At 38.8% G+C, this 23887-nt stretch carries 27 protein-coding genes; 8 read left to right on the top strand and 19 right to left on the bottom strand.

What is annotated here, in order from left to right:
- Nucleotides 1-64 precede the first annotated feature (64 nt).
- The 11 genes from MKX49_RS10865 to cdaS all read right to left on the bottom strand — a co-directional run bounded on the left by MKX49_RS10865 (nucleotide 65) and on the right by cdaS (nucleotide 11813).
- Complete coding sequence (locus tag MKX49_RS10865; RefSeq protein WP_340876444.1) at nucleotides 65-607, bottom strand: NADPH-dependent FMN reductase; 543 nt, start codon at nucleotides 605-607, stop codon at nucleotides 65-67.
- Between the two features lie 72 nt (nucleotides 608-679).
- The gene (locus MKX49_RS10860) at nucleotides 680-1003 is read right to left on the bottom strand and encodes an antibiotic biosynthesis monooxygenase family protein (RefSeq protein WP_328118430.1); all 324 of its coding nucleotides are present in this window, start codon (nucleotides 1001-1003) and stop codon (nucleotides 680-682) included.
- Nucleotides 1004-1114: 111 nt separating this feature from the next.
- Entirely contained in the window at nucleotides 1115-1708 is a 594-nt protein-coding gene (locus tag MKX49_RS10855; RefSeq protein ID WP_340876443.1) for a TetR/AcrR family transcriptional regulator, read from the bottom strand.
- 214 nt (nucleotides 1709-1922) lie between these two features.
- Nucleotides 1923-3911 (bottom strand): acetoacetate--CoA ligase, encoded by a 1989-nt coding sequence (locus MKX49_RS10850; RefSeq protein ID WP_340876441.1) that lies wholly within the window; start codon nucleotides 3909-3911, stop codon nucleotides 1923-1925.
- 109 nt (nucleotides 3912-4020) lie between these two features.
- A complete protein-coding gene (locus tag MKX49_RS10845; RefSeq protein WP_318292718.1) occupies nucleotides 4021-5283 on the bottom strand; it encodes a sensor histidine kinase in 1263 nt (420 codons plus the stop codon).
- Between the two features lie 387 nt (nucleotides 5284-5670).
- A complete protein-coding gene (locus tag MKX49_RS10840) occupies nucleotides 5671-6003 on the bottom strand; it encodes a (2Fe-2S) ferredoxin domain-containing protein (protein ID WP_340876438.1) in 333 nt (110 codons plus the stop codon).
- Nucleotides 6004-6618: 615 nt separating this feature from the next.
- Complete coding sequence (locus tag MKX49_RS10835) at nucleotides 6619-7761, bottom strand: acyl-CoA dehydrogenase family protein (protein ID WP_340876436.1); 1143 nt, start codon at nucleotides 7759-7761, stop codon at nucleotides 6619-6621.
- Nucleotides 7762-7877: 116 nt separating this feature from the next.
- Nucleotides 7878-9125, bottom strand: a complete 1248-nt coding sequence (locus tag MKX49_RS10830; RefSeq protein WP_034311978.1) for a GTPase family protein — start codon at nucleotides 9123-9125, stop codon at nucleotides 7878-7880.
- A 111-nt stretch (nucleotides 9126-9236) separates the two neighbouring features.
- Nucleotides 9237-9992: a helix-turn-helix transcriptional regulator gene (locus MKX49_RS10825; protein WP_323596825.1), complete on the bottom strand. Its 756-nt coding sequence runs from the start codon at nucleotides 9990-9992 to the stop codon at nucleotides 9237-9239.
- 228 nt (nucleotides 9993-10220) lie between these two features.
- Entirely contained in the window at nucleotides 10221-10967 is a 747-nt protein-coding gene (gene map / locus MKX49_RS10820) for a type I methionyl aminopeptidase (RefSeq protein ID WP_340876433.1), read from the bottom strand.
- A gap of 225 nt (nucleotides 10968-11192) precedes the next feature.
- Complete coding sequence (cdaS, locus tag MKX49_RS10815) at nucleotides 11193-11813, bottom strand: sporulation-specific diadenylate cyclase CdaS (protein WP_221408391.1); 621 nt, start codon at nucleotides 11811-11813, stop codon at nucleotides 11193-11195.
- Between the two features lie 257 nt (nucleotides 11814-12070).
- Here cdaS and MKX49_RS10810 point away from each other — a divergent pair, with 257 nt between their 5' ends.
- Nucleotides 12071-12391: a 2Fe-2S iron-sulfur cluster-binding protein gene (locus MKX49_RS10810; RefSeq protein WP_251539496.1), complete on the top strand. Its 321-nt coding sequence runs from the start codon at nucleotides 12071-12073 to the stop codon at nucleotides 12389-12391.
- 97 nt (nucleotides 12392-12488) lie between these two features.
- Here MKX49_RS10810 and MKX49_RS10805 read toward each other — a convergent pair whose 3' ends face one another.
- Nucleotides 12489-12869 carry a VOC family protein gene (locus MKX49_RS10805; protein ID WP_323596819.1) on the bottom strand — a complete coding sequence of 127 codons (381 nt, stop codon included), beginning with the start codon at nucleotides 12867-12869 and terminating at the stop codon, nucleotides 12489-12491.
- A gap of 841 nt (nucleotides 12870-13710) precedes the next feature.
- On the opposite strand from MKX49_RS10805, the gene MKX49_RS10800 reads away from it, so the two are divergent.
- From MKX49_RS10800 to MKX49_RS10785, 4 genes are all read left to right on the top strand, one after another.
- Nucleotides 13711-14178 carry a DinB family protein gene (locus tag MKX49_RS10800; protein WP_065421185.1) on the top strand — a complete coding sequence of 156 codons (468 nt, stop codon included), beginning with the start codon at nucleotides 13711-13713 and terminating at the stop codon, nucleotides 14176-14178.
- Nucleotides 14179-14236: 58 nt separating this feature from the next.
- Complete coding sequence (locus MKX49_RS10795) at nucleotides 14237-14650, top strand: VOC family protein (RefSeq protein ID WP_264897196.1); 414 nt, start codon at nucleotides 14237-14239, stop codon at nucleotides 14648-14650.
- A 283-nt stretch (nucleotides 14651-14933) separates the two neighbouring features.
- Nucleotides 14934-15434, top strand: coding sequence for a VOC family protein (locus MKX49_RS10790; protein ID WP_340876430.1), 501 nt, complete (start codon nucleotides 14934-14936; stop codon nucleotides 15432-15434).
- A gap of 153 nt (nucleotides 15435-15587) precedes the next feature.
- Nucleotides 15588-16139, top strand: coding sequence for a DUF402 domain-containing protein (locus tag MKX49_RS10785; protein ID WP_340878522.1), 552 nt, complete (start codon nucleotides 15588-15590; stop codon nucleotides 16137-16139).
- 85 nt (nucleotides 16140-16224) lie between these two features.
- On the opposite strand, the gene MKX49_RS10780 is transcribed toward MKX49_RS10785, so the two are convergent.
- Nucleotides 16225-16875, bottom strand: a complete 651-nt coding sequence (locus tag MKX49_RS10780; protein ID WP_063593530.1) for a lysozyme family protein — start codon at nucleotides 16873-16875, stop codon at nucleotides 16225-16227.
- Nucleotides 16876-17031: 156 nt separating this feature from the next.
- Here MKX49_RS10780 and MKX49_RS10775 point away from each other — a divergent pair, with 156 nt between their 5' ends.
- Nucleotides 17032-17187: a DUF4021 domain-containing protein gene (locus MKX49_RS10775; RefSeq protein ID WP_082609346.1), complete on the top strand. Its 156-nt coding sequence runs from the start codon at nucleotides 17032-17034 to the stop codon at nucleotides 17185-17187.
- A 190-nt stretch (nucleotides 17188-17377) separates the two neighbouring features.
- Here the strand turns inward: MKX49_RS10775 and MKX49_RS10770 are convergent, their stop codons facing one another.
- The 5 genes from MKX49_RS10770 to MKX49_RS10750 all read right to left on the bottom strand — a co-directional run bounded on the left by MKX49_RS10770 (nucleotide 17378) and on the right by MKX49_RS10750 (nucleotide 21509).
- Nucleotides 17378-18163: a glucose 1-dehydrogenase gene (locus MKX49_RS10770; RefSeq protein WP_340876427.1), complete on the bottom strand. Its 786-nt coding sequence runs from the start codon at nucleotides 18161-18163 to the stop codon at nucleotides 17378-17380.
- A 48-nt stretch (nucleotides 18164-18211) separates the two neighbouring features.
- A complete protein-coding gene (locus tag MKX49_RS10765) occupies nucleotides 18212-18964 on the bottom strand; it encodes an SDR family NAD(P)-dependent oxidoreductase (protein WP_340876425.1) in 753 nt (250 codons plus the stop codon).
- Nucleotides 18965-18998: 34 nt separating this feature from the next.
- A complete protein-coding gene (locus MKX49_RS10760; protein ID WP_048686399.1) occupies nucleotides 18999-19787 on the bottom strand; it encodes an SDR family NAD(P)-dependent oxidoreductase in 789 nt (262 codons plus the stop codon).
- 113 nt (nucleotides 19788-19900) lie between these two features.
- A complete protein-coding gene (locus MKX49_RS10755; protein ID WP_252270022.1) occupies nucleotides 19901-20551 on the bottom strand; it encodes a GntR family transcriptional regulator in 651 nt (216 codons plus the stop codon).
- 160 nt (nucleotides 20552-20711) lie between these two features.
- Nucleotides 20712-21509, bottom strand: coding sequence for a DUF2935 domain-containing protein (locus tag MKX49_RS10750; RefSeq protein ID WP_340876424.1), 798 nt, complete (start codon nucleotides 21507-21509; stop codon nucleotides 20712-20714).
- 332 nt (nucleotides 21510-21841) lie between these two features.
- On the opposite strand from MKX49_RS10750, the gene MKX49_RS10745 reads away from it, so the two are divergent.
- Nucleotides 21842-22480 (top strand): formylglycine-generating enzyme family protein, encoded by a 639-nt coding sequence (locus MKX49_RS10745; RefSeq protein ID WP_340878521.1) that lies wholly within the window; start codon nucleotides 21842-21844, stop codon nucleotides 22478-22480.
- Nucleotides 22481-22637: 157 nt separating this feature from the next.
- On the opposite strand, the gene MKX49_RS10740 is transcribed toward MKX49_RS10745, so the two are convergent.
- Nucleotides 22638-22898, bottom strand: coding sequence for a hypothetical protein (locus tag MKX49_RS10740; protein WP_251539486.1), 261 nt, complete (start codon nucleotides 22896-22898; stop codon nucleotides 22638-22640).
- A 174-nt stretch (nucleotides 22899-23072) separates the two neighbouring features.
- On the opposite strand from MKX49_RS10740, the gene MKX49_RS10735 reads away from it, so the two are divergent.
- Nucleotides 23073-23786 (top strand): class I SAM-dependent methyltransferase, encoded by a 714-nt coding sequence (locus MKX49_RS10735; RefSeq protein WP_340876422.1) that lies wholly within the window; start codon nucleotides 23073-23075, stop codon nucleotides 23784-23786.
- Nucleotides 23787-23887: the final 101 nt, after the last annotated feature.

The following is a 23887-nucleotide window of genomic DNA, read 5'->3' as shown; positions in this document are numbered from 1 at the left end:
ACTTACTAACATGAATTTTGTTAAATGGTTAGAGAGGAAGGAACTAGCTAGTAAACTATCAAGCTTAACGTAAATTTTTTAGCGCACCGCTCCATGCAATTGTTTGATCTAGCATTGCATGGACATTACCAAGGTGTATATCAGCTGGTTTAAACGTTTTGAAGTTTTCAAAGTCTGTAAATAGCGATAATGTTGGATTTACACGAACGTCCGCAACTAGTAATTCCCCTAATATGCCACGCAAATGTTCGGCTGCACGGGCTCCGCCAGTTGAACCATAGCTTACGATGCCCGCAGCTTTGTTGTTCCATTCATCACGTGCGGAATCAAGTGCGTTTTTTAATGCCCCTGTAATGCTATGATTATATTCTTGTACGATAAACACAAAACCATCCAAGCTAGAGAGTTTTTCTGACCAAGCTAATAATCCTGGTTCTTTACCAGTGCCTTCTCCAAAAAACGGCAATTTGAAATCTGCGATATCGACGATTTCATAAGTTGCATCTTCTCGTTTATCAGCTATTTCTTTAATCCAATTTCCCACTTGTGGACTTACGCGTCCTATTCGTGTGCTTCCTAAGATAATTCCAATCTTTAATTTTTCCAATGTTTTCTCCTCCTCGTAAAAACTGACTGGCCAATTAATTGTTTAAGAATATAACCTCATAAGTTGATGGATTTACATATTTTCAATCTCTTCCACTAACGTGTAGTACCCACCTTCTGTATCTTCAATGAGATGGTTTATTTTGTTAAGGTGTTCTCTGAATTCACTTTTTTCTAACCAATTTTTATGAAAATCAATACTCTCAAAGGTCGTTACCATAATTGCCTTATCATTATCTACAGAACGATGCCAACGGCTGCTGATCCAACCGGGAACACCTTGTGATCCCTTCTTGAAATTGAGCAGTTCTTCAGCTTGGATAGCAACCAATTCATCTAGTTTGCCTGTTTTAGCTGTAAATACATTAATCCATACTATTGTATTACTTGATTTCATATTCATAATCTCCTGTCATTTAATCTATTTTTTTAGTTCATTAAAAATTGGAATTTATTTTACAATCACCATGGTATGTCAGTGCTGACTGACATTATACTTATTCAAAAACTAGGGAGTCAAAGCCCTAGTAAATGTTTGCACACTCTCCATGATAAATGCCTCCAGGGACACGGTTGGATAGTTCTCATCGGCATCCAGATTGTTCATAAAGGCACCAAAATTCATCATCATGAACGACAATGCCTGAAGCTCTGGGTCTGTGTGAATAAGCTTTCCTTTTTCATGCATCGTGTTAAAATAGTTTGTCAAAATTCCCAGTAACTGTCGGGGATGCTTTTGTGTTTTTTCTCGAAAACCAGGTAAATTGCCTTCCTCCTTGATACTTATCATAATCATTTTCCGGTTACGATTCATGATTTCATGATATGTTCGACTGATCAGTTGTAAATCTGAATGCAAATCCCACACGATTTGCTCTTCATTAAAAAGTTTGGTCATCTCTTCAGCATAATGATATCGGTCAAATGCCGTTTCTAAAAGATTTTGCTTGCTTCCAAACCGACGGAATAGTGTTTTTTCACTAAAACCTGCGGAACCAGCAATTTCCTGAGTAGAAACACCATTGTACCCTTTCTCTGCAATTAGATCGATTGCCGCTAACAGCAGCTTATCATCGGTACTAAGCTTATTACTGCTACTCATGCTCTCACTTCCTCCGAATGGACTGTCAGTACTTACTGACTTTCCATTTTATTCTATTCATCTGTTTTTAAATTGTCAAGAAAATATTTCCAACAGTATTATATTTTTTACGATGGCAGGCCACTCCAGAAGAGTGAACCTTATTGGGGAATTAACACCAAGGCCATTCAGGAAAAACAAATAAAAAACGGAGCTTTTTTGCTCCGCCTGAATTCTAGAATATTTTTTTCTCATTCAACTCGAGTGCCAATTCTTTAAAAAACTGTAGCGATTCTGGATTTCCCATGGAGTCTGCATTCACTACTTTATCAAACTCGAAACCTAATAATACTTTACGTATCGGGACTTCCATCTTCTTTCCGTTCAACGTTTTAGGAATTTGTCCAACGACATGGATTTGGTCAGGGATAAAGCGAGGGGATACATGCCCTCTGATTTGTTCCTTGATTTTTGCCGTCAATGCTGGATCCAGACTTTCCCCGGGCTTAAGGACTACGAACAACAGCAGTGAGGAACCGCGGCCAAGCACTTCCCTATCAATGACTAGGCTTTCCATCACCTCGTCTATCGCTTCGACGACCCGGTAAATATCGCTAGTTCCCATCCGTACACCAGAACGATTGATGGTCGAGTCGGAACGTCCATAAATGATACAGCTGCCCTTGTCGTCGATCTTTATCCAATCCCCATGTTTCCATATGCCAGGATACGTATCGAAATAACTCTCGTAGTATCTTGTCCCATCTTGATCATTCCAGAAATATAGCGGCATGGACGGCATCGGTTTGGTAATGACCAATTCCCCGACTTCATTAATCAATGTTTGACCATGCTCATCAAAGGCTTCCGCACAAACACCCAATGCCCTTCCTTGTATCTCTCCGATTCTCACGGGCAATGTTGGAACTCCGCCCACAAATCCGGCACATACATCGGTCCCGCCACTGGATGAACTGAGCCAGATATCCTTTTTGACATTTTCATACACCCATTTATAACCGTCTCCAGATAATGGGGCTCCAGTGGAAAAAAGAGCCTTCAATTTCGATAAATCATATTTTCCCAGAGGCTTGTTTCCTAACTTCATGGAATTCGTAAGGAATGGTGCACTTGTTCCAAAGAAGGTCATGCCTGTATCTTCCGCCAAATCCCAAAGAACCTCCATATTCGGAAAAGAAGGACTGCCGTCATAAAGGACGATGGTACCTTCATTTAGCAAACCACCCATAAGGAGATTCCACATCATCCAGCCTGTCGTCGTAAACCAAAATACGGTATCCTCGGAAGTCAAGCCTTGATGGATTCTTGTTGATTTAAAATGCTCCAATAATATACCGCCATGCCCTTGTACAATCGGTTTTGGCATCCCGGTTGTACCTGATGAATAGAGAATCCAAAGCGGATGATCGAAAGGAACACTTTCAAAAGATAATTCTGCCTTTTCTTTTAAAAGGTCATCCCACGGAATCGTATCTGTCAGACTCACTTCCAAAATCTTCTTTTCTATGTAAGGAACCAGCACGGTATGCTTGACAGAGACCAATTCCTGTTTAAGCTGTGAGACGACTGGTGTTTTATCATGTACATTTCCATTGTATTGATACCCGTCAACCGCCAGTAATACAACCGGTTCAATCTGTTTGAAACGATCTATGACACTTCTTGCCCCAAAGTCAGGTGAACAACTGGACCAGATGGCACCTATGCTCACAGTTGCCAAGAAAGCTATCACCGCTTCGGGTATGTTTGGCATATAGGCAACAACACGGTCACCGGATTTCACACCAAGTTTCCTTAATGAATGGGCGACAGAGGCCACTTTTTCTTTCAGCTCTTTCCAGCTAACCTCTTGCTGCCTGATATGTTCGGAACGAAAAAATATCGCCGTTTTCTCTTCTTGATCATTCAATAATGCATTTTCAGCATAATTAAGCCTTGCCCCCTCGAACCATTTCGCACCTGGCATAGATTGCTCCGCTAAAACCCTGTCATATTTCCTGCCGGCTTTTACATCACAATAATCCCAAATTGAAGCCCAAAATTGCTCCAGTTCATCTACCGACCATTTCCATAATTCATGATAATCATGAAATGTTAAACCTTTCTTTTCTTTTAACCATTTCACATATTGCGTCAATACCGTTTGCTCGATTCGTTCCTTTGTCGGTTCCCAAATGATTTGTCCATCTGTAAGCGATTTCATTCAATCATCTCCCTTAGGTATCAAATGCGTCATTGAATTATTTCATAATAATTGGTAATTTACTTAAATTGTAATCTATGAGTTTTAAAACTGTCAATTTACACTAAACTCAATTAGGCTCGTATTTATGTATGGGCAGGTTGATGGAGAAACATGTCCCTTTCCCTTGTACACTTGACACATGTACCGTACCATCCATGCTTTTGATAACGCTATACGAAACCATCATGCCCAATCCCGTCCCTTTATTTTTTGTCGTGAAGTAAGGCTCACCTAAACGATATATTTGTTCCTGTGTCATTCCAATTCCCTGATCTTGGATCTTAATTTGGATGGTGGAGGCAGCATGAATCAAATGTACGTATATTTTGCCATCATGGTCCATCGATTCTATGCCATTCTTTAAGATATTGAACAAACTCTGCTGGAATTTCTTCCTTTCCCCCATGATATAATAAGCTCCATCTTCGAATAAGGATAACTTCAATTCTGTTCCATTATTGTCAGCCAGGGGTTTTATGCTGTTCACGACATGCTGAATTTCCTCCGATACCCTTAATCGCTCCGTGTTTTCAGGGCTTATGGCTGCAAACGTCAAATAATCATTAATGACATCCGTGGCCCGATCTAATTCCTTCAATGCAATATTTGCATATCTGATCTTTGTATGGGAAGAAACGTCTTCGCTTAACATTTGTATATAGCCCCTGGTAACTGTAAGGGGATTTCTGACTTCATGAGATATGCTTGCAGCCAGATGGCTAACGATTTGCAATTTTTCCGCTTTCACTAATTTTTCGAGAACCTGAAAATTAGTGAGGATGACCTCCCATAGTAAGATTACAACAACGATTCCAATGACTTGGATCGTGAAGTATTGTTTCCATAGACTTATCCCGATAGTAAGTTCAAATACTACTGTTGAAATAAACTGAGTGAGAATATGTACAATGAAGATTAATGATATACCGATGAGAATTTTTTTACTGACAGAGAGTTTCAAATAGTATTTAGATATAAAAAACAAGGAAACACCCACAAGTGGAAAAGTGATGCATGATATGTAAAATCCATTATCACCCCCTGATAAATAACGGATAATAAGAGTGATGACTATCAATATGATTCCTAACCGATAGCCTCCATATAAACCGCCTAACAGAAAAGGGATCCATCTAAGGTCCCAAACAAAATCCTCTTCTATAACAACGGGAAATAGCATGCATAGAACAAGTGAAAGAATAGGGAAAATCGATAGGAAGGATCCTTTTAATGCATCTAAACGGTATACGTACTTCACTAGATAGCTCATTTGCAATAAAAAGATCGGAAAAAGGATAAGTAAAAAGTTAATCAGTAAATCTTTGGTCATAAGATTCATTTCTACACCGAACTTTCGATATTTTTCGAAGATTTAGACAGATATATCAATCATAACAAGATAGATAATGATAAGCTAGTGAAATTATTATGAGGAAAATAAAAGTTACCTCTTCCGCCATCCAGGAAAGAAATTGAGGTAATGTTATATAAAAAATACCCGTTCTTAAAGATCGGGTACTTTTTTCCATATTGGTAAAACTGTTGAATTTTCTAAGAGAATAATTTTCAATTACCATTATTTTCAATTAGTATTAATGGGGAGAATTATCAACTGATTTGTTAAAAATGATCAGTCCACGGAATATCGAAATTTTTTTCTTCCAAAAAGCGTCCTATACAGAAACCCTTTTTAGATATAGAAGTGAGATGTTACAGTTCATTCACTCTTCTGGTTCTTGAATGTTTTCCCATCATGGTAATAAAGTTCAGAACCTAGATGAACATTGTCATTTTCTTTCAATTGCCGAATAAGTTCTTTACTTTTTGTTTTATTCATTTCTTTATACCAGGTTCCTTGTGGATATAGAACAGCAATCGGACCATACTTGCATTGGCCGTTGCATAATGTTTTTGTTGTGAGAATCTCCTTTTGTAGTTCTAAGTTTTTCAATTCCCCTCTAATCGTCTCTGTTACTTCTTCTGCTCCATTTTTCGTACATGTTTTCCCGTTGCAAATTAATAGATGTTTGCTAACCCCATCTACGTTCATATAAATTCCCCTTTTTCCTTATTATATTATTTGCCCTCTATAACGAATGGATAGCACTTGACTTTACCATGAAATTTAAATTCTCCTCAAATTTTTATCAACCTCAAACTCTATCGGACTAACCTGATAGCAAGGTTTCCAGGTTTACTATCAACAAACACATTATAAGAGTATTCAGGCAGTCGAATTTCAGAGTATAAACGCCATTTCCTTTTTCCTCAGGATTGTATGGAAACAATTAACGACCAAGGTAATGATAAACCATACCCCGGTAAAGTATATGTTACTCTAAAAGAAATCGTGCTACAATTCGCACGTTCTTTTTTAATGTTATGGTACATGTCTGGATTAAATTCCACTTCAAAGGTTCTTTTCTCTACACTACCTTCAATCGCTTTATTGCACTGCCCCTAAAACATAAAAAAGCCAAGCACCGATTCAGAGATTTTCTAATACTAGTTTTCCCCACACTCTAGAAGTCTTACATGTGTACGAAAAAAGACTACACCTAAAAACTGTACTTAAAACGAAAACACAAAATAATGTTAGAAAAAGAATAGAAAAAAACACTGAAACGATCATTTCAGTGCCATCAAAAAAATATTTGAATAAGAATTAATAAAGAGCTGATTTTGCGAGCATGGTGATTGTCGCATCATCCATCGGAGGATTATGAATTCCTGCGCGTACATCCCTATAGTAGCGTTGCAGGGGATTGTTTCGTTGTAAACTTTTGGCTCCGACGACTCTCATCGCTTTATCGACGATGGAAATCGATTTGTTGACGACCGATAACTTAACTGCCCCCAATTGCTTCGATAATTCATCATGATTTTCAGGCTGCCGCACCCATTTTTCTGCGACAGAGTAGAGGAAATGGTGTGCTTCACCCAATTCCAGTTCCATCTCCCCAATTGTGCGTTGAACATTCGGAAGGTCCCTGATTGGTCCTGGTAAGCTATTCGGAGAATAGGTTTTCGCAAATTCGACTGCGTAATTTCTGGCAGCCACTGCGATTCCCAAGTAGCAAGCCGGTATATGTAATAGCCACGCTTCAGGTTTTCTTTTTTCACCAGGATTGCTTTTCATCACATAATACTTCTCAGGCAGGCTGACATCTTTTAACACCAGATCATGACTTCCTGTCCCCTGCATGGAAATCATATTCCAAGTTTCTTCTATACTTACACCCTTTACATCACGATGAACTAAAAATGTGCCAAGTCGCTCATCCTCGGGTACCCATGCCGTTACTAGAAAAATATCAAGGACGGGAGAGAGTGTAGTAAAAGTCTTTCTGCCATTCAAATTCCATTGATTACCCTTTTTGATCGCGATGGTTTCCGGTCGGCCTCCGCGCGTCGGACTCCCCGTTCCAGCCTCAGATGCTGCCGTATTGATTAGTGCACCTTTCGAAACTTCATCATACAATTCTTTCATGACTCCTTTTTCCCATGGTCTCTTCTCCGATAAGGAAAGTACCGTTCCGACATGCCAGCCTATTCCTAAGGCTGTTGGGCCGCAATATTGAGCTATTTTTTCTTGGCATAGGAGAAAATCATATAAGGAACCGCCATATCCGCCATGCTCTTTAGCTAAAGTTAATTGGGGGTATCCGAATTCCTTTAACTCCTGAATGTTTTCATAAGGAAATCCCTTTGAATCATCAAGTGCCTCAGATCGGCCGGTAAAGGACTGAATCGCTTCCTCTAATTTTTGTATATATTCTTTTTGCTTCGGTGATTGAAAAAACGACATGAAGATCATCCCTCCTCTAGTAAACAAAAATCTTGAACCATCCAGCAGCAGAAACAGAACTGCTAACTCCACTTTATCATATCACCTTAGTGTAGTTTATGGTTCGAATCTGCACATTAAGAGTCAATGTCTTCATTTTTATATTCTTTGTTCGCGTTCTTGTAAGCCTCCTTCGCCTGATCAATATTTTTGTTTTCGAGAAAGTAAGCTATCGCGGCTTGCCCGATTCCATAAGTGACGGCACCCGCTACCGCACCGGAAACGACTAGACCAGCTCCTGGGATGAAACGGACTGCAGCCCTGACACCTTCCCTGACAAGGAGTCCAATGCCAACATTGATTCCTAACGCTGCAATGAATTCACTTGCCGTTTTCGTATTGATTTCTTTATCCGCGATAAAACCAATCACCACAATCATCAAACCCTGAATGCCGGTCAAAATGGGAAAATCGGCAAAAGGTATTGGCTCTGCACCGATTAGACCTGCGATTGCCGTAAACGTTCCCACTATCGTCCGCGCGAATTTCTTCTTAACGAATTGGCTCTGCATCGCTTTGGCAGTCTTCAGCTTCGCCTCACTGGGTAAGGCCTCAATTAAGTAATCAGAAAGCAAATCTATGTTCCAACGCATATCATATTCAATATTTCCGCTTTCATCAAAATCAATATACGAACAAGTAGGAATAATGTTCAAAAGTGGTATTTCACTATCTTTAAATCGTTTTGACATCAAAGCGATGGCTTCATCAATATTCTTTTTTTTCTTAGGATTGGCATCAAAAGGTACTTGTTTATAATGTGGCGGATCTAATTCATCCACTTGTGTGACCACACAGATGACAGGAACATCATAATGGTGATTCTCTTTAACGATCTTGCGCAGCTTATTCAATTCTTGTAAATCTTCTTCAATACGTGAATCCGCTTCTTTTGCTTTAATCAAGAAAAGAAACACATCAGGCTGTTCTTCAGTCACCGCTTTTATCAATTCATCCAATGGTGTATCTTCTTCGAACTCTTCCGTAGGAGCTTCACTCTCACCCAGCCCGCGTGAGTCCAGTAAACGAATTTTGGGTTCGGCATCACTCGGGTACCATAACCATTTCCCCTTACCCGTTCCAGATTTAACGGAACTGACATATTGCCGTTCCTGACCAAACATCGCATTGATCAGTGAGGATTTTCCAGACCCTCTTCTTCCGACAAGAGCAATTCGCGGTTCCCTTGCATCAACAGTCATCGTTTTCAGCTTTAAGAGCTGGTCGAGCATTTTGGTTTTTTTCGATTGTGAAATTGGGAGCTTATCTACCTGGCCTTTAATGAAACTGAATATGCTTCCCATTTCATCTTGTTTTTCCGCCATCACTCATTCCCCCTTTTTAAGAAGTGTCTTAAGTAACATTTACCCTTGAGCAATTCAATTTAAGCATGTAACTTCATTCTCCTTGCAAATTAAGGGGTTGCATTTCTCTAATCAATAACTCTTTTCTTTTAAGAACATAACGACACTGGCCATGTATTTTTGAATTTCCTGGACTTGAAAGGCCGCAGAATCCGCAATCTGTTTGTAATGATGCTGTCCTTCATCGGTTATTCGTAAATACCGTTTAGTTCGTTTTTCACTTTCCCACCTGCCGACAAGTAGGCCTTTCTCTTCCATTTCATGAGATAAATCGTATAAATAGCCGTTAGAAGCGATCCAACCGAACTGATTTTTAAGCAGATCGCCAATTTCCCCCATATAAATGGGTTTCTTAGTGAAAGCGGCTTTTAAAGTTACATAACGGACAAGGTCCTTCACCGATATTATTTTCGAGAAATAAGACCTGTATTCTTCTGGAAGCTCATTTACAACCGGTGGGTTTTCACCAGACCCCCTTAAATCGAACATGAAGCGATCAATGACCTTTTTTACTTCGGAAAACCGTTCCAGGAAATTTTCTTGATACCATATGTAAAGCTCTTTGCCTTTTTCCGTTATTTGATAATAATTTCTTCCCTTATTCGTATATAATGATAAATGATTGGATTCGACTAGCGTATTCGATATTTTACATAAATAGTCATAGCTATGCACTTTTCCAGTGAACGTATTTTTCAGGTCCTGATGAATCGCCCTTGGATAATTCGCTTTTATCCTCAAAGAGTGAAGTAAGAAAATCGTTAAAAATTCGCGCTGGCTCAACCCCACGGTTTCTACCGTCGCAGACAGTTTCTCCCCTTTCTTCACAGTCATTCCCCCTTAATACTGTATATAATTAAATATTTCTTCCTTCCCCTTATTATCCTGTGCTGCCACATAATAGTAAAGTTTTTAATGCCAAACTGCCTAGTACTAATTTTTTGGATTCGATCTATTGTGGGATAGGAGAAGTCCGAATATTCTGTCGAGGTTTATTGTGAAATAGTTTAAAACTAAAAAAGAAACGGCCTATGATAAGGCCGTTTCTTTTTTTGCTTACTGTTCCGTTAAAATGATCGGATCTTCTTTTGTAATGACGAGGGTATGTTCATATTGGGCGGAAAGCTTTCCATCTGCCGTTCTTGCCGTCCAGCCGTCTTGGTCCATTTTCATATGCCATGTTCCTGCATTCAGCATAGGCTCGATCGTGATGACCATGCCCTCTTTTAAACGGGCACCTTTACCTGGCTTACCATAATGTAGGACGGTAGGGTCCTCGTGCATGGTTTTGCCGATTCCGTGTCCTGTAAAATCGCGGACAACAGAAAACTTTTCACCTTCTGCATAAGACTGGATTGCATGCCCTATGTCCCCGAGACGATTTCCTGCCCGTGCAACTTCAATGCCTCTATATAAAGCTTTCTTGGTTACATCCATTAAGCGCTGAGCTTCTTCGGAAACTTCTCCGACTGCATATGTCCAAGCTGAATCCGCCAAACCGCCGTTAAGGTTCACCACCATATCGATCGTGACGATGTCTCCCTCTTTTAGGGCTTTCTTTTGCGGAAACCCGTGACAAATCACATCATTCACTGATGCACATGTTGCATATTTATAACCGTTATAGCCCTTTTGTTCTGGGGTAGCACCATGCTCTGCCAAGTACTTATCGACAAATTCTTCGATTTCCCATGTCGTGATTCCCGGTTTTATCATTTTTGCAATTTCTCTATGCGTCGCAGCAAGAAGTTTGCCCGCTTCATGCATCAAATTTATTTCTCGTTCACTTTTAATGGTTATCATGTAAAATCCTCTTTCGTTTTATAACTTATCTGCTTGAGACTCCTTATTTATCATATGCCTTTTTTTATATAAAAAGCAACCAAAAACCCGGTAAAAATCACCGGGTTGATTAATTCATGAAATTTTCTGTACCTGTAATTCTGATAAAATAAGCTATAAATTACAAAAGCCTAAAAAGGATCAAGCGATTACTTATTTACCCGATTGAATATTCCAGGTGTGAATCTATATAGGCCCGTGTGTATTAATTGGGTACAGTTTCCCATTCAATGCAAATGAAACTCTTCCTGTTTCCTCTGATACTACCAATACAAGGGCATCACTCCGTTCAGATAAACCCAAAGCAGAGCGGTGGCGTGTTCCCAGTTTCTTTCCCCCGGTTGACCTGTCTGAAAGCGGAAGGACATTTGCTGCGGAAACAATCTGATTTTGACTAACCAAAACGGCACCATCATGCAGTGGATTTCCAGGAAAAAAAATCGATTCCAATAAAGAATGGGTTAACTCCGCTCCTATTGAAATACCGGGTTGAATTAAAGAATCAAGGGGATCTCCCCGTTGAATCACAATCAACCCGCCATGTCTCAAATTCGATAAATTTTGAACGCAAGTTGATAATTCGGGATATTTGTCGGTAAATGGTGACAAATAACAGTTTAAATAAAATGTTGCTGCTTTCATATCAATGTATATGAATTTATCCTTTATTTTCTCGAAATTTCCAAGAAGACAATAATTTTCATCACCCATTGCTTCTAAGTTATCCTGTAATGCCGATATTACTTGGCGTATCTCCTCTTTTAACGTTTGTTTCATTGGTGAAAAATCACAATGGCCATTATTCACAGGCATGCACCTCCCTTTAATTATTCAACATCTTAATTACCTCTAAAAGACCATGCTTATTTTCCCTAGCTTTATTTATCCCTTGTGTCATTAATAATTATGAATGTACTTAAAGTTTGTCTTCACGATAATTAATTATTCATCTTTACTATCAATCAGCAGTGACTTCACATTTTTTTATGTCATATGGACAAGTTAAGAGAATAGTTATATTAATGACCTGTTGATAGATATCCTATAATAAGAGGTGGTATAAGATGCCTTATGTAACAGTATTTGACCAAGGAACGTTTGAAGTTGAAATGGGAAAAAAATTAGTATTGGCATTGGAAGATAACGGAATAAATATTCTCCACCGATGCGGTGGGAAAGCTAAGTGTACAACTTGCAGAGTGGAAATATTGGCAGGTGATTTTTTGGAGGTAACACATAAAGAAAAAAAGGTCTTTGAGGAAAAAGGAATGGAAGATCATTTGCGTTTATCTTGTCAAATTTACGTGAATGGTGACATAACCATTCGGCCGATCAAAACGGTTGAGAACTCTGGACTTCATGCTGGGCCAAGGCCTGAAGACTAACTAGTTACATAAAGAGGGTAGTTTTATCAAAAAACATCAAAACGACTAAAAATATTTTTTCTAGTCGTTTTGATGTTTTTACCTATAGCTAAATGATTTACTTCTTTTCCATGACCGCAAAGTAATTATCTTCATTATCAGCAAAATTGAAGACTCTTCCAGATGGCATATTTACAAGTTCTCCCACTTTGATATTCTTCTCCGAAAAGTCTTTATATAATTCATCAAGATTATCCGAGTAAAACATTAATGAAGGTGTAGCAAGATTTAATTCAGGCTGCATTTTAGCAATGAATTCCTTATTATGCAGGATGATGCTCGTTTGTGCATCCTTTGTTGGGGCTACTTCAATCCATCTTAGCCCTTGGCCGTTATCTTCTTCAGAAATTTTGCTAAATCCGAATTTTTCCGTCCAAAATTTCAATGACTCATCTTGGTTATTAACATATAACATAATTTGACCGACTTTATTGATCATTGGCTTCTCTCCCTTTCTGCTTGTTCCGTTATTAATTGAATCGTTTATGTATAAGCATCATGCTGGTTGGAAAAATATAACTGATTAAATCGTATAATAAATGAAAGATTTAATCAATATTTATAAAAATTGAATTTTCCCTCTTTTGGGAAGATTTTTGAAAACCAACACAATTGTTTAAGGAAAGCAGATATCTCTTACGAATTTCGCTTAATTGTTTCTTCTACATATTCCAAGAAATCTGTTTGTGCCGGACTCCCTTCCAGATGTTGAGCTACCACAGTCAATGGCACTATAACTCTATCTCTCTTTTTGGAGTAAAGAACCGTCTCCGTTTTAATGCCCCTATTCACTTCATCAAGTGCAGAAGAAAAATGATATACAGAATCATATTCATACCATTTATAATCTTGATATATATTCCTTTTTATAACTTCTCCAATATACGCACCTATCCTTACCACAAAATTATCAAAATGATTCTTTAAAGTTCCCTACCCATTTGAGTAGTGCTTAATCATTTCGTATAAGCATCTATATAACGAATGCTTTCAATAGTAAAAACTAAATTTCTCTTTGTTAGGTTCTCTTGATCCCAATTGTCATCTGACACATCCTGATACATTAATTTCGCAATGCCTTTTTTAATCATTTTTTATTAATATAGTTTTATTTAAGGAACCGAACATATGACATTTCCCCTTTTTACTTTATCTATTGGTTAATGGAATTGCTCCATTGTTTAGTAAAAAAGCTATGCAATCTTTATATTCAGGAATTTGCAGGACTTTTCGATTTTTCACAGAACTTCTATACAGAGTATTGATCAAAGGAGAGTGAAATGGTGGTTCTTTCGAAAGAGGGTTTGTTAAATATATTGGAAGGCAACAGGAGATTGACGTTGCGGGTGGTTGAAGCTTTCCCTGAAAAGGAATTATTCCATTATACACCGGCCGGGAAGCTTCGCCCTTTCGCAGAGATGGTTAAAGAAGTCATGAACATTGAGACTGGATATATGCGTGGAATTGCACTGGGTATTTGGGAGTTTCCAGATTCCTTTGCCGTAATTTCCACCAAAGAAGAACTCGTATCAGCATGCGAAGCAGTAAGGGATGAGACGAGGAAATTGTGGGAGGAAATGACCGAGGAAACGCTTGGAGTGGTTGAAAAAGATCCTTTTTTCGGTCCCTCACAAAGCCACTTTGATAGACTTCAATATGCCCTGGAAAATGAGATCCACCATAGGGGACAGGGTTATATTTATCTTAGAACCCTTGGAATTGAACCACCGGAATTTTTCGTAAGGTAATCATGCATTAAGTAATAAATTGGGCGCAATGTAAAATAAGAAAATAGGAGTGAGATACATGTCAGTTGATGCATATCTTAATTTTAATGGGAATTGTCGACAAGCAGTAGAGTTCTACGCAGAGGTTTTTGGAACGGAACAACCAAATATCATGACCTTTGGGGAAACACCACCTAATCCGGAATTTCCCCTTCCAGAAGAAGCGAGAGATTTAGTCATGCATACAAGGCTTACTATTAATGGTAGTAATATCATGTTTTCAGATACTTTTCCTGGTATGCCTTTTGTAGAAGGAAATAATATCAGCCTTGCATATGTCGGTAATGATGTGGAGGAAATTAAATCGATCTTTAACAAACTAAGTGAAGGCGGCACGGTTGGTCTAGAGCTGCAGGAAACATTCTGGAGTAAAATTTACGGTCAGTTAACCGATAAATTCGGAATCCAATGGCAATTTAACTTCGAAAGCTGAGAAACCAAATTTGGATATAGGACTTTTCACGGTTGAAAAGTTTCTATATCCTTTTGTATTTCCATCACCTTGAGTCAAGGATATCGTAACAAGCAAAGGAAAAAGGGGATTAGTTAAATGATTGGTTGGAATACACAAAACACAACCTAACTATACATCATTATCTTGGTTCATCATAATTGGTGTATAGTAAAAGGGTACTTTCAAGGTATTTAATCTTATCGAATCCATTCTCATTTCCATGATCATATAGCAAGGATCAAAACAAAAGAGGAGAAAAATGATGAAAAACAAAATTCAAAAAATCACAACTAACCTTTGGTTTGATTCACAAGCCGAAGAGGCGGCAAAGTTCTACACATCCATCTTCGAAAATTCTAAGATCGGAACAATCACTAGCTATGGAAATGAAGGAAATCAAATCCATGGAAAGACAGTGGGTTCAGTGATGACCGTGGAATTTGAATTGGAAGGACAAACATTCGTAGCATTAAATGGCGGTCCGCAATTCAAATTCACAGAGGCAATATCATTTATCATCCATTGCGAGGATCAAAAAGAATTGGACTATTATTGGGGGAAACTCTCGGAAGGCGGAGATGAAAAGGCTCAAGTGTGCGGTTGGCTGAAAGATCAATTTGGCGTGTCATGGCAAATCATCCCAGAAAATCTAACCGAGATGGTAAACGACTCCAATCCTGAAAAATCGGAAAGAATGATGAAAGCGCTGCTCCAAATGAAGAAAATTGACATTAAAACTTTAGAGCATGCGTATCAAGGATAAGTTCCAATAAACAACATTCTGGTAGTGAACGATTTTGAAGTAGTTAAAGCCTATTTTCTCGGTACTTGTGAAATTAGGTTTTGATATTTACCAATGTAGAAAAGAAACAAATGGCATAATGATCTAGATGGTTTTTAAGGGAGAAATAGAATGATGGACAAAATATTCACAACTGCACTTCAACGTGGCGATGAAATAATTGAAAGAAAAATCCGCTATGACTCTTTAGTTGTAGAACATACCTGTTTGCTGTTAAACGCACAAAATCAGCATGTCGTGCTTTTTCATGAAATCATGGATGCGTTCACGATGAAAGCGGGTCCTATAGAATTAAACATTAACATTGGAAGTTATACGATTGCTTATTATTGGAAGGACCGCCCTTATAATTTATACATTTGGAGAGATAATGAAGGCAATTATTTAGGTTCCTATTTTAATATTGTAAAAAATACATATATGGCTGATAAGTTGTTATCCTTTGAAGATTTGATCATTGATATCATGGTGCTTCCGGATGGGTCACATTTTATTTTGGACGTGGAAGAGTTACCTGTGCCCTTAGAGCATTTTGAGAGTGGTTCTGTTAAACAAGCCTTAAACTCTTTACTTGATTCCATTGATATCCTTCTTTCACAAATCATTGAGGAATCCGGGAAACTCTATAAACATTACGACCTCCTTACATGGTTGAACAATAAATGACAATGGTTTTGATTCTTTGAACTCCGCAAAAGAGTGGCATTACCATGAAAAAAAGCCTACTTCATTCAGTAGGCTTTTTGTTCCCTCACTCACCATCAGCTTGAGCCGATATACTGTTGCCAAGCTCCTCAATGTTCTTAGATACCTTTGCACTGTATGAGTAGTCACCGTAACAATATGGGTACCGAAAATTATCCTTGTCCCCGCCGCAATCATAGAGCTTGGGGTTCTTTTCGACCTGAAGCATGGAGAACTTCTTCGCAAGCTCTTCATTATGCTTGCCCCCTTCATTCGCCACGAAATCAATATAACCAATTCCCATGTTATATGCTTGAATGATCGTGGCAAAATCCACGCCCTTTTCATTGCCATATTCATTGATCCTCTTAAAATGTTTCACCCCATACTTAATGCTTTCCGTTGGATCTGTGATTGTATTTGGATCAAGACCCGCTGACTCAGATGCCTGCATTGGGTCACCGCCCCGTCCTCGGCTTTCCTGCTGCATCAAAGCAATCAATGTCGAAGTATGCTCCTCAAGTCCGTATTTAGCCAACTCCCCTTGAAGAAGTGAGCTATACTTTTTTACGTTCGCGAAAGAATCAAGCGTATTTACTGATGTGGAAACATTTTCGGAATAGGGGGTTTTCATGATCTCCTTAATGAGCAAAAATGCAAAAACCAGGATAAATATGACAAAAACTTTCTTTGATTTCTTACGTTTCTTCTTCTTCACATTCTCTCTCCGATATCTCTAAGTTAATATATATATATCTTAACAAATAGTAAGACTAATAACTATTTAGAATACCCAATTAATTGTTTTGCAAATGAGATTACCATGCATATTTTATCGAACAATGAGACACCCTATTGGTTGGAGGTGATATGTATGGACAAGAAGAATGAAAAAGAAGAAATCCTTGATGATAAAAAGAAAAAATATAGAAACGAGTTTGGGGCAGATCCGGATGAACAAGAAATGAACGGTCTGTATGGTATGTTGGAAACTGAATATGAAGATAAGCTTCATGATAAAGAAAAGTAACGATTGGCTTCTTAAATGTTTGTTAAGCGCCTTAATATGGCGTTTTTTTTTATGAGTTCCATTACTATTCTAATGGTTCGCATTTCGTTTCATATGTATTGATTTTTAAAGTTTGAATTCATTTGGTCATTAACTAAAAGTATTCGATTAAAAAGGAAGTGACCTAATACTGTCACTCCCTTTATCACGTTTAGTATTGTGAAGATTGTCCGCCATCAATCGGAATGACTGCCCCGTTGATGAACTCCGCTTCCCCTGATAATAGGAAGGCGACTAAACGGCCGACCTCTTCAGGTTTACCAAAGCGTTTCTTAGGATTCACACTGATGAAATCCGCCATTGCTTCTTCCCAATTTTCCCCGCCTATTTGCCTGAATGAACCTTCTACCATTGCCGTTAAGATAACTCCTGGTGCAATGGCATTAATGCTGATTCCATATTGACCATATTCTATGGCAGCTGTTTTCGTTAAGCCTGCAACAGCATGCTTACTCGCAACGTACGCACTTTGGTTAAGCACAGCACGAATTCCACCAACGGAAGCCACGTTCACCACTGCCCCTGATCCTTGTTCTTTCATGATTGGCAGAATGTATTTCATACCATAGAATACACCATTGATATTGATGTCCGTTACTTTGTTGAAAACTTTGCTATCGTATTCAGCCATAGGGGCTTGTTTACCTTCAATACCCGCATTATTATAGAATGCATCGATTCTGCCATACTTGCTGACTGTTTTGTCTACATAGTTCTTTACTGCTTCTTCATCCGATACATCTGCAGTGACCAGAAGCACGTCCGCTTTTGGTGCAATTTCCAAGATTAATTTTTTTGTCACTTCCAAAGATGCATCGTTTAAATCAACTAATGAAAGTTTAGCCCCTTCTTTAGCCAATTCCAATGAGGCTGCTTGTCCTAAGCCTGAGCCTGCCCCAGTAATGATTACAACTTTGCCATCGAATCGTTCGCTCATTTGTCAAAACTCCCTTTTTAAGTTTTCTCGAAAATCCTTTGATTATAATTATCCTTTAAAGCTTAAGAATCCATCATCAACAGGGATGACCTGTCCATTAATGGCGTCCGCTTTTTCAGAGAACAAGAACGTTACAACTTCAGCAACTTTTTCTGGCTGAATCAATTTTTTCCTCATATGAAGCTGAGCCAAACTGTCCAGGAACTCTGGATCTTCACCAATGATCGGCGTTTCGATAAAACCTGGTGCAACGCCGACGACACGAATCCCATATTGCGCAAGTTCAATTGCACCGGATTTAGTCATGGCGATGACTGCAGCTTTTGCGGCATGGTAATTAAAGCTGCCAATTGAAACCATCGTCCCATATATAGAAGCAGTATTAACGATTGTTGCCCCAGTTACACCAAGCTCCACCATCTTCCTTGCTGCATAATACATGCCATAATATACGCCGTGTTGGTCAACATCAACAACTCTGTGGTATGATTCTGGATCCATTTCCAAAAATGGTTTTACTAGCCCAATTCCAGCGTTGTTGAATATGCCGTTGATGGTGCCATGATTGGCAATTGCTGCTTTGACCATCGCTTCCACTTCTTCCGCTTTAGCTACGTCCACTTTCACAAAAGATGCCGTGCCTCCCTTTTGTTGAATAGATTCAGCAGTTTCCTTAGCGGCAACATCATTATAATCAGCCGCTACGACAATAGCTCCCTGTTCAGCTAATTTATATGCCGTTTCCTTACCAATTCCGCTGCCCGCTCCTGTAATTATTATGACTTTTCCTTTTAAACTCATGTATGGGTCCCCCTTTAATAAAGTTTTTTGCTTATCAGATTAAAATGGCCCCTCCGTCGATTACAAGTTCTTGACCAGTAATGTGGCTGGAAAGATCGGATACTAGATACATCATTAGATTTGCGATTTCCTGAGGCTCAGCATACCGGCCATCCGGAGTCGTTGCTTCCAACTGTTTTCTAGCCGTTTCTGCTGCCGCGGAATCACCTTGGCCAAATCCGCTTTCAATCGACCGCATCATAGCCGTGTTGACGACACCTGGGCAGACCGCATTCACCCTGACACCATGTGGAGCAACTTCGACACCAGCTGTTTTCGTCATTCCAAGAACCGCATGTTTACTTGCGCCATACGCCACCATGTTTGGCGTTGCCAGTAAACCCGCTCCAGAAGCTGTATTCACGACTGCCCCGCTTTTTTGTTCAATCATATGGGGCAATACATGTTTTAAGCCCAAGAAAACGCCGCGTACATTTATTGACATCAATTGATCGAAAACCTCAGTAGGATAATCGATAAGAGGCATTATTTTGCCTTCCCACCCGGCATTATTCAAGAAAATATCGATTTTGCCATAGGAATCTATCGTTTTTTGAACATAATTTTTAATGTCGTCTTCCTTTGTAACATCGGCCTTTACGAATTTCGCTTCGCCGCCGTTTTCTTTGATTTTATTTACCGTTAGCAAGCCAGCCTCTTCGGAAAGGTCTACAACAACCACTTTGGCTCCATTTTCTGAAAGTGTAATAGACGCTGCCCGGCCGATACCCCCGCCGCCGCCGGTAACAATTGCTACTTTTTCTGTAAAATCGAATGCTTGCATAATATTCTCCCTTTCTCCCTTTAATCTTGGTGATGATATTCTTGTTTGAATACGATTACATCATAACATTAATTTTGTCGATTGTCGACAATTTAGTTTTAGAGTCAAAGACTCTACATCACTCCACGACTCAAGGCTTCATGAATTTCATTTTTTGCTTTAACGAAATCATCTTCTAGAATGGCCTCAACGGACATTTTTAATCTGTAATGGAAGTTTTCCATCGTTTCCGTATTCCATTGACTTTGGGCAAAAACCATGAGAATATGACTGGCTTCTTCAAAAAACCTTGATAATGCTTTATTATTAGCGATTGAAAAAATATAGCGAAATATCTGTGTTGCCCTTTTCTGATACTCGATTACATTCCTATTTTCACACTCATCTGTTGCACTTTCCAAATGCCTTTGTAATGATTGTTTATATTCTGCGTGCCACTTCCCTTGGGAAAAATCAATGCCCATCTGGATCAGCCCGATCGTAACATCATTATATTCAATGATTTCCTTTTGTGAAAATGGCTTGACGATCGTTCCCCGCCGCGGCATCCTCTCAACAATACCGTCAACCTGCAATAGATAAAGGGCTTCCCGTACGGGGGCACGGCTAGTGTTCAATTCTTTGGAAATGTCTTCTTCGACGATTTTCTCTCCAGCTTCTATTTCACCTTCAATGATTTTTTTTAAAATGTGTTTAGCGATTTGTTGTGGTAACGATTCTCCAAAATAAATGCCATCTGTCAAATTGGAAGAATTTCCAAACATCTTTCAGCACTCCTATACTTCTATAATTAATTTTAGTTCTTCTAGTATAACATAAGGATAGGAATTAACTTCCTTTATAAATCACATCCATTAATGGTAATCAACAAAAAAAAGCACATATAAAGAGCCCATTTAAGAAAGGGCTCCATGAGGTGCTTTTTTATTCGACTAGCCTCGGTTTCGCTGGATCGCAGTTTGGCTTTTCCATGTCTGTCGATTCAGCGAGTTTCGTTAAATAATAACATTCTTCGCGCCACATATGATCGGCCATTAATGGCGAAAGAGTTCCAAGAGCCTGCGCACTGAGGTCAAGCTCCTCCAATTCAAACAGGAAGTGCTGGAAGAATTTAATTTCCAATGTGACGTCCGCATTCATTTTTTCCAATGCTGGGAATGTTGACAGATTGGTTCGTAAAAATCCAGCCATTTCAACAGCTTTTAAATAAAAATCATTAAAATGTTTTTTATATTGCTCACTTTTCTCTTTTAATCTTTTTTCAACATCATCCATATTGGATGATATTGCACCTGCATGTCCTGCTGCATCTAGCAGCCAAAGCAAATGATGATGAAGTTCATGAAAAACCGGCGGCATTTGATTTGCATTGAAATATTTCAATAATCTTAAATATTCTTCTAATTCGTTCACCATATGATTAATGAATGAAGGTGAAAGATGTATCTTAATTTTACCTACCAGATGCTCTTTTATAAGACATAGCTTAAACTCCCGAAATCTTAATGTCTCTTGTTCTGCTGTGGCAGTAAGTTGCGAAATCTCTTCCGAATTGGCTTTACCAAGGAGAGTATCAAAAATTTGAATGAATTCTGAGGCAATTTCAATGTATTCCACTTCGACCGGAGCTAAAGACTCATGAATGAACCTGCCATGGTCTCCTAAGATTTGCAGCCAAAACTGATGCTCGAATCTTGCTGTTTTCTCCAAAAACTCGTTCATTTGCTCTCCCCCATAATTTAAGTATAAGAAACTCACTTATAATTTGTATTCTTAAACCTACAAACATATTAATATAAATTATATGGGGCGTAATCAATCTAAAATTGATTCATTAACCGCATGATTGTACTTCGACCGAGACAAAATCCTGCCACATCCCCAGTGAGTCAAACGTGTTCATCCTTCTCCCAAAACGTTCATTTGTGTTCTAAATTAAATCTCTGGCAGTATAACTAAAAAACCAGTGTTCTTCGAGTGGTGAAATTTGCAAATCAGGTCGATAGGAGGAAGGTAGATTGTTAAAGGAATTAATGAGTTACATTGATTATCCAATGGTGAAAGTTCCAGGGGGAGAAATAGACTTAAGGGACGATAGAATTAAAAGCGAATGGAAAGCTGAAATCAGACCGTTTCTTCTTGCCCGTTATCCTGTTACTGCGGATTTCTACTATACTATTACAAATAAATCACTTAATTCTTTTAATCAGGATTTAAAACCTGTTGTGAATATTTCTTGGTATGATACCATTTCTTTTTGTAATCTACTTTCACAGAAAGCTGGACTGGGAGAGTCTTATTCTATCAATGGTGAAAACATTGTTTGTGATTGGGAATCAAACGGTTTTCGACTTCCTACAGAAGCAGAGTGGCAATATGCATGTAAAGCCGGGACTGCTGGTTATAGGTACGGAGAGCTGAATAACATAGCCTGGTATAAAGGAAATTCAGGGGGCAAAATCCATGAAATAGGAACAAAAGAACCGAACCCATGGGGGCTGCATGATATGCTAGGAAATGTTTGGGAATGGTGCTGGGATATATATGATGAACAAGTGTACGGCACCTATCGTATTTTCCGGGGAGGTAGCTGGGCTGAGGATGCCAGGGGTTGCGGCGCTACATGTCGTCGGCGCAGCCATCCTACATTTTGCATAGACGACCTAGGATTCCGTCTTGCACGGTCTTTTTAACTTCGGCAAACAAGCCAAATTCATTCAAAGCTCACTGCTTTATCTTAGTTGTACTTCCATACATATTTTTTCCGGTTATTTTAGGAATCCACCCAATGGGTACAAAATAAAAAAACCTGATGATTCTTCAGGTTTTTTAATATTTTCATCATTCGCATTACCAGAGAAATGCGAGAAAGACTAAAGATGCAATTGCGCCAAAGGCAAATCCATTTGCGGCACCCCATCCATATCCTGCATTAAAGCCTCCATAACCAAAACCCCCAAGGTTTCCGCCACCGTTAAATGGACGAATATATACACGGTTCGGCGTTACCCGGTGTATGATTCCCCGATGTACGGTTCCTCTGCTTGTACGAATTTCAACCGGTCTTCCAACACCTTGCCTGCATTTATGATAATAATTATGATATCCCATATTACACTCCCCTTGTTAGTCGATTCTACATCGTATGCATTCGGGGACTAGCCTGCATGGTTTAAAAACCCACCATTCCTTTAAAAGTCTTTCCCATATTCCATGTCAATGTTAAATCACTCTTTAAAACCAAAGCATAAAATACATTTATACATTTGCAAAGGAGATAATTCCATGAACCATTCATACCAAGACGCACTAGCCATAATTGGAATCGAAGGGGCACACCCTGGTGGATTTGAACTGACTAAGCAACTCTTAAAAAATGAAAAAATCGATCATACGTCAAAAATCCTTGATGCCGGATGCGGGGCAGGGCAAACCTCAGCTTTCTTGGCAAAAACGTTCCTTTGCCAAGTATCAGCGCTTGATCATCACCCTGAAATGGTGAAACATGCAAAAAAAAGATTTCAACAAGCTAACTTAAGCATCGACCTATATGAGCATTCAATAGAAGAACTGCCTTTTGACGATAATTCTTTTGATTTGATCATAGCCGAATCAACGACTGCATTCACTGATATACAAAAATCACTCAGTGAATTTTACAGGGTCCTCAAACTAAAAGGAATTTTGTTATCCATTGATATGACAGCGGAAACCAGCCTTGATTCTGCCTCAAAAAAGGAAATCATGAACTTTTATCATTTAAGAGAATTATTGATGCAATCCGAATGGTTAAATTTCTTCCGACAAAACGGATTTTCAAATGTAAAAATCTTGAGATCGAGTACCGTCTTAGAGGAATTAATGAATTCTTCAGCTCCAAATAGCCCCCTTCAGCCTTTGAATGAATCTTTGGAACGAGTCATGGACGAACATTACCGCCTCATTTTTTCTTACGGAAACAGCCTCGGTTATAGAGTATACAGAGCTAGTAAAAAGTAATCTCCAGCTTTTGTTTTTATACACGGATTACTGAATATAGCAATTATGAACACAATGAAAAAACCTAGAACAAGTTCAAGGTTTAAAGGAATGATAATATA

This window comes from Peribacillus sp. FSL M8-0224, assembly GCF_038003055.1.
Lineage (GTDB): Bacteria > Bacillota > Bacilli > Bacillales > DSM-1321 > Peribacillus > Peribacillus frigoritolerans.
Note: the sequence above shows the minus strand (reverse complement) of the source record. Positions and strands in the feature narration are given on the sequence as shown.

What these genes read in the sequence shown, in the direction of transcription:
- MKX49_RS10790 (WP_340876430.1), top strand. Translation starts at nt 14,934, where the DNA reads ATGAAAAACAAAATTCAAAAAATCACAACTAACCTTTGGTTTGATTCA.
- MKX49_RS10840 (WP_340876438.1), bottom strand. Translation starts at nt 6,003, where the DNA reads ATGAACGTAGATGGGGTTAGCAAACATCTATTAATTTGCAACGGGAAA.
- MKX49_RS10795 (WP_264897196.1), top strand. Translation starts at nt 14,237, where the DNA reads ATGTCAGTTGATGCATATCTTAATTTTAATGGGAATTGTCGACAAGCA.
- MKX49_RS10835 (WP_340876436.1), bottom strand. Translation starts at nt 7,761, where the DNA reads ATGTCGTTTTTTCAATCACCGAAGCAAAAAGAATATATACAAAAATTA.
- MKX49_RS10740 (WP_251539486.1), bottom strand. Translation starts at nt 22,898, where the DNA reads ATGGGATATCATAATTATTATCATAAATGCAGGCAAGGTGTTGGAAGA.
- MKX49_RS10775 (WP_082609346.1), top strand. Translation starts at nt 17,032, where the DNA reads ATGGACAAGAAGAATGAAAAAGAAGAAATCCTTGATGATAAAAAGAAA.
- MKX49_RS10770 (WP_340876427.1), bottom strand. Translation starts at nt 18,163, where the DNA reads ATGAGCGAACGATTCGATGGCAAAGTTGTAATCATTACTGGGGCAGGC.
- MKX49_RS10850 (WP_340876441.1), bottom strand. Translation starts at nt 3,911, where the DNA reads ATGAAATCGCTTACAGATGGACAAATCATTTGGGAACCGACAAAGGAA.
- MKX49_RS10760 (WP_048686399.1), bottom strand. Translation starts at nt 19,787, where the DNA reads ATGCAAGCATTCGATTTTACAGAAAAAGTAGCAATTGTTACCGGCGGC.
- MKX49_RS10785 (WP_340878522.1), top strand. Translation starts at nt 15,588, where the DNA reads ATGGACAAAATATTCACAACTGCACTTCAACGTGGCGATGAAATAATT.
- MKX49_RS10765 (WP_340876425.1), bottom strand. Translation starts at nt 18,964, where the DNA reads ATGAGTTTAAAAGGAAAAGTCATAATAATTACAGGAGCGGGCAGCGGA.
- MKX49_RS10860 (WP_328118430.1), bottom strand. Translation starts at nt 1,003, where the DNA reads ATGAAATCAAGTAATACAATAGTATGGATTAATGTATTTACAGCTAAA.
- MKX49_RS10805 (WP_323596819.1), bottom strand. Translation starts at nt 12,869, where the DNA reads ATGATCAATAAAGTCGGTCAAATTATGTTATATGTTAATAACCAAGAT.
- MKX49_RS10855 (WP_340876443.1), bottom strand. Translation starts at nt 1,708, where the DNA reads ATGAGTAGCAGTAATAAGCTTAGTACCGATGATAAGCTGCTGTTAGCG.
- map (WP_340876433.1), bottom strand. Translation starts at nt 10,967, where the DNA reads ATGATAACCATTAAAAGTGAACGAGAAATAAATTTGATGCATGAAGCG.
- MKX49_RS10750 (WP_340876424.1), bottom strand. Translation starts at nt 21,509, where the DNA reads ATGAACGAGTTTTTGGAGAAAACAGCAAGATTCGAGCATCAGTTTTGG.
- MKX49_RS10845 (WP_318292718.1), bottom strand. Translation starts at nt 5,283, where the DNA reads ATGACCAAAGATTTACTGATTAACTTTTTACTTATCCTTTTTCCGATC.
- MKX49_RS10800 (WP_065421185.1), top strand. Translation starts at nt 13,711, where the DNA reads ATGGTGGTTCTTTCGAAAGAGGGTTTGTTAAATATATTGGAAGGCAAC.
- MKX49_RS10830 (WP_034311978.1), bottom strand. Translation starts at nt 9,125, where the DNA reads ATGGCGGAAAAACAAGATGAAATGGGAAGCATATTCAGTTTCATTAAA.
- MKX49_RS10735 (WP_340876422.1), top strand. Translation starts at nt 23,073, where the DNA reads ATGAACCATTCATACCAAGACGCACTAGCCATAATTGGAATCGAAGGG.
- MKX49_RS10810 (WP_251539496.1), top strand. Translation starts at nt 12,071, where the DNA reads ATGCCTTATGTAACAGTATTTGACCAAGGAACGTTTGAAGTTGAAATG.
- MKX49_RS10745 (WP_340878521.1), top strand. Translation starts at nt 21,842, where the DNA reads ATGGTGAAAGTTCCAGGGGGAGAAATAGACTTAAGGGACGATAGAATT.
- MKX49_RS10755 (WP_252270022.1), bottom strand. Translation starts at nt 20,551, where the DNA reads ATGTTTGGAAATTCTTCCAATTTGACAGATGGCATTTATTTTGGAGAA.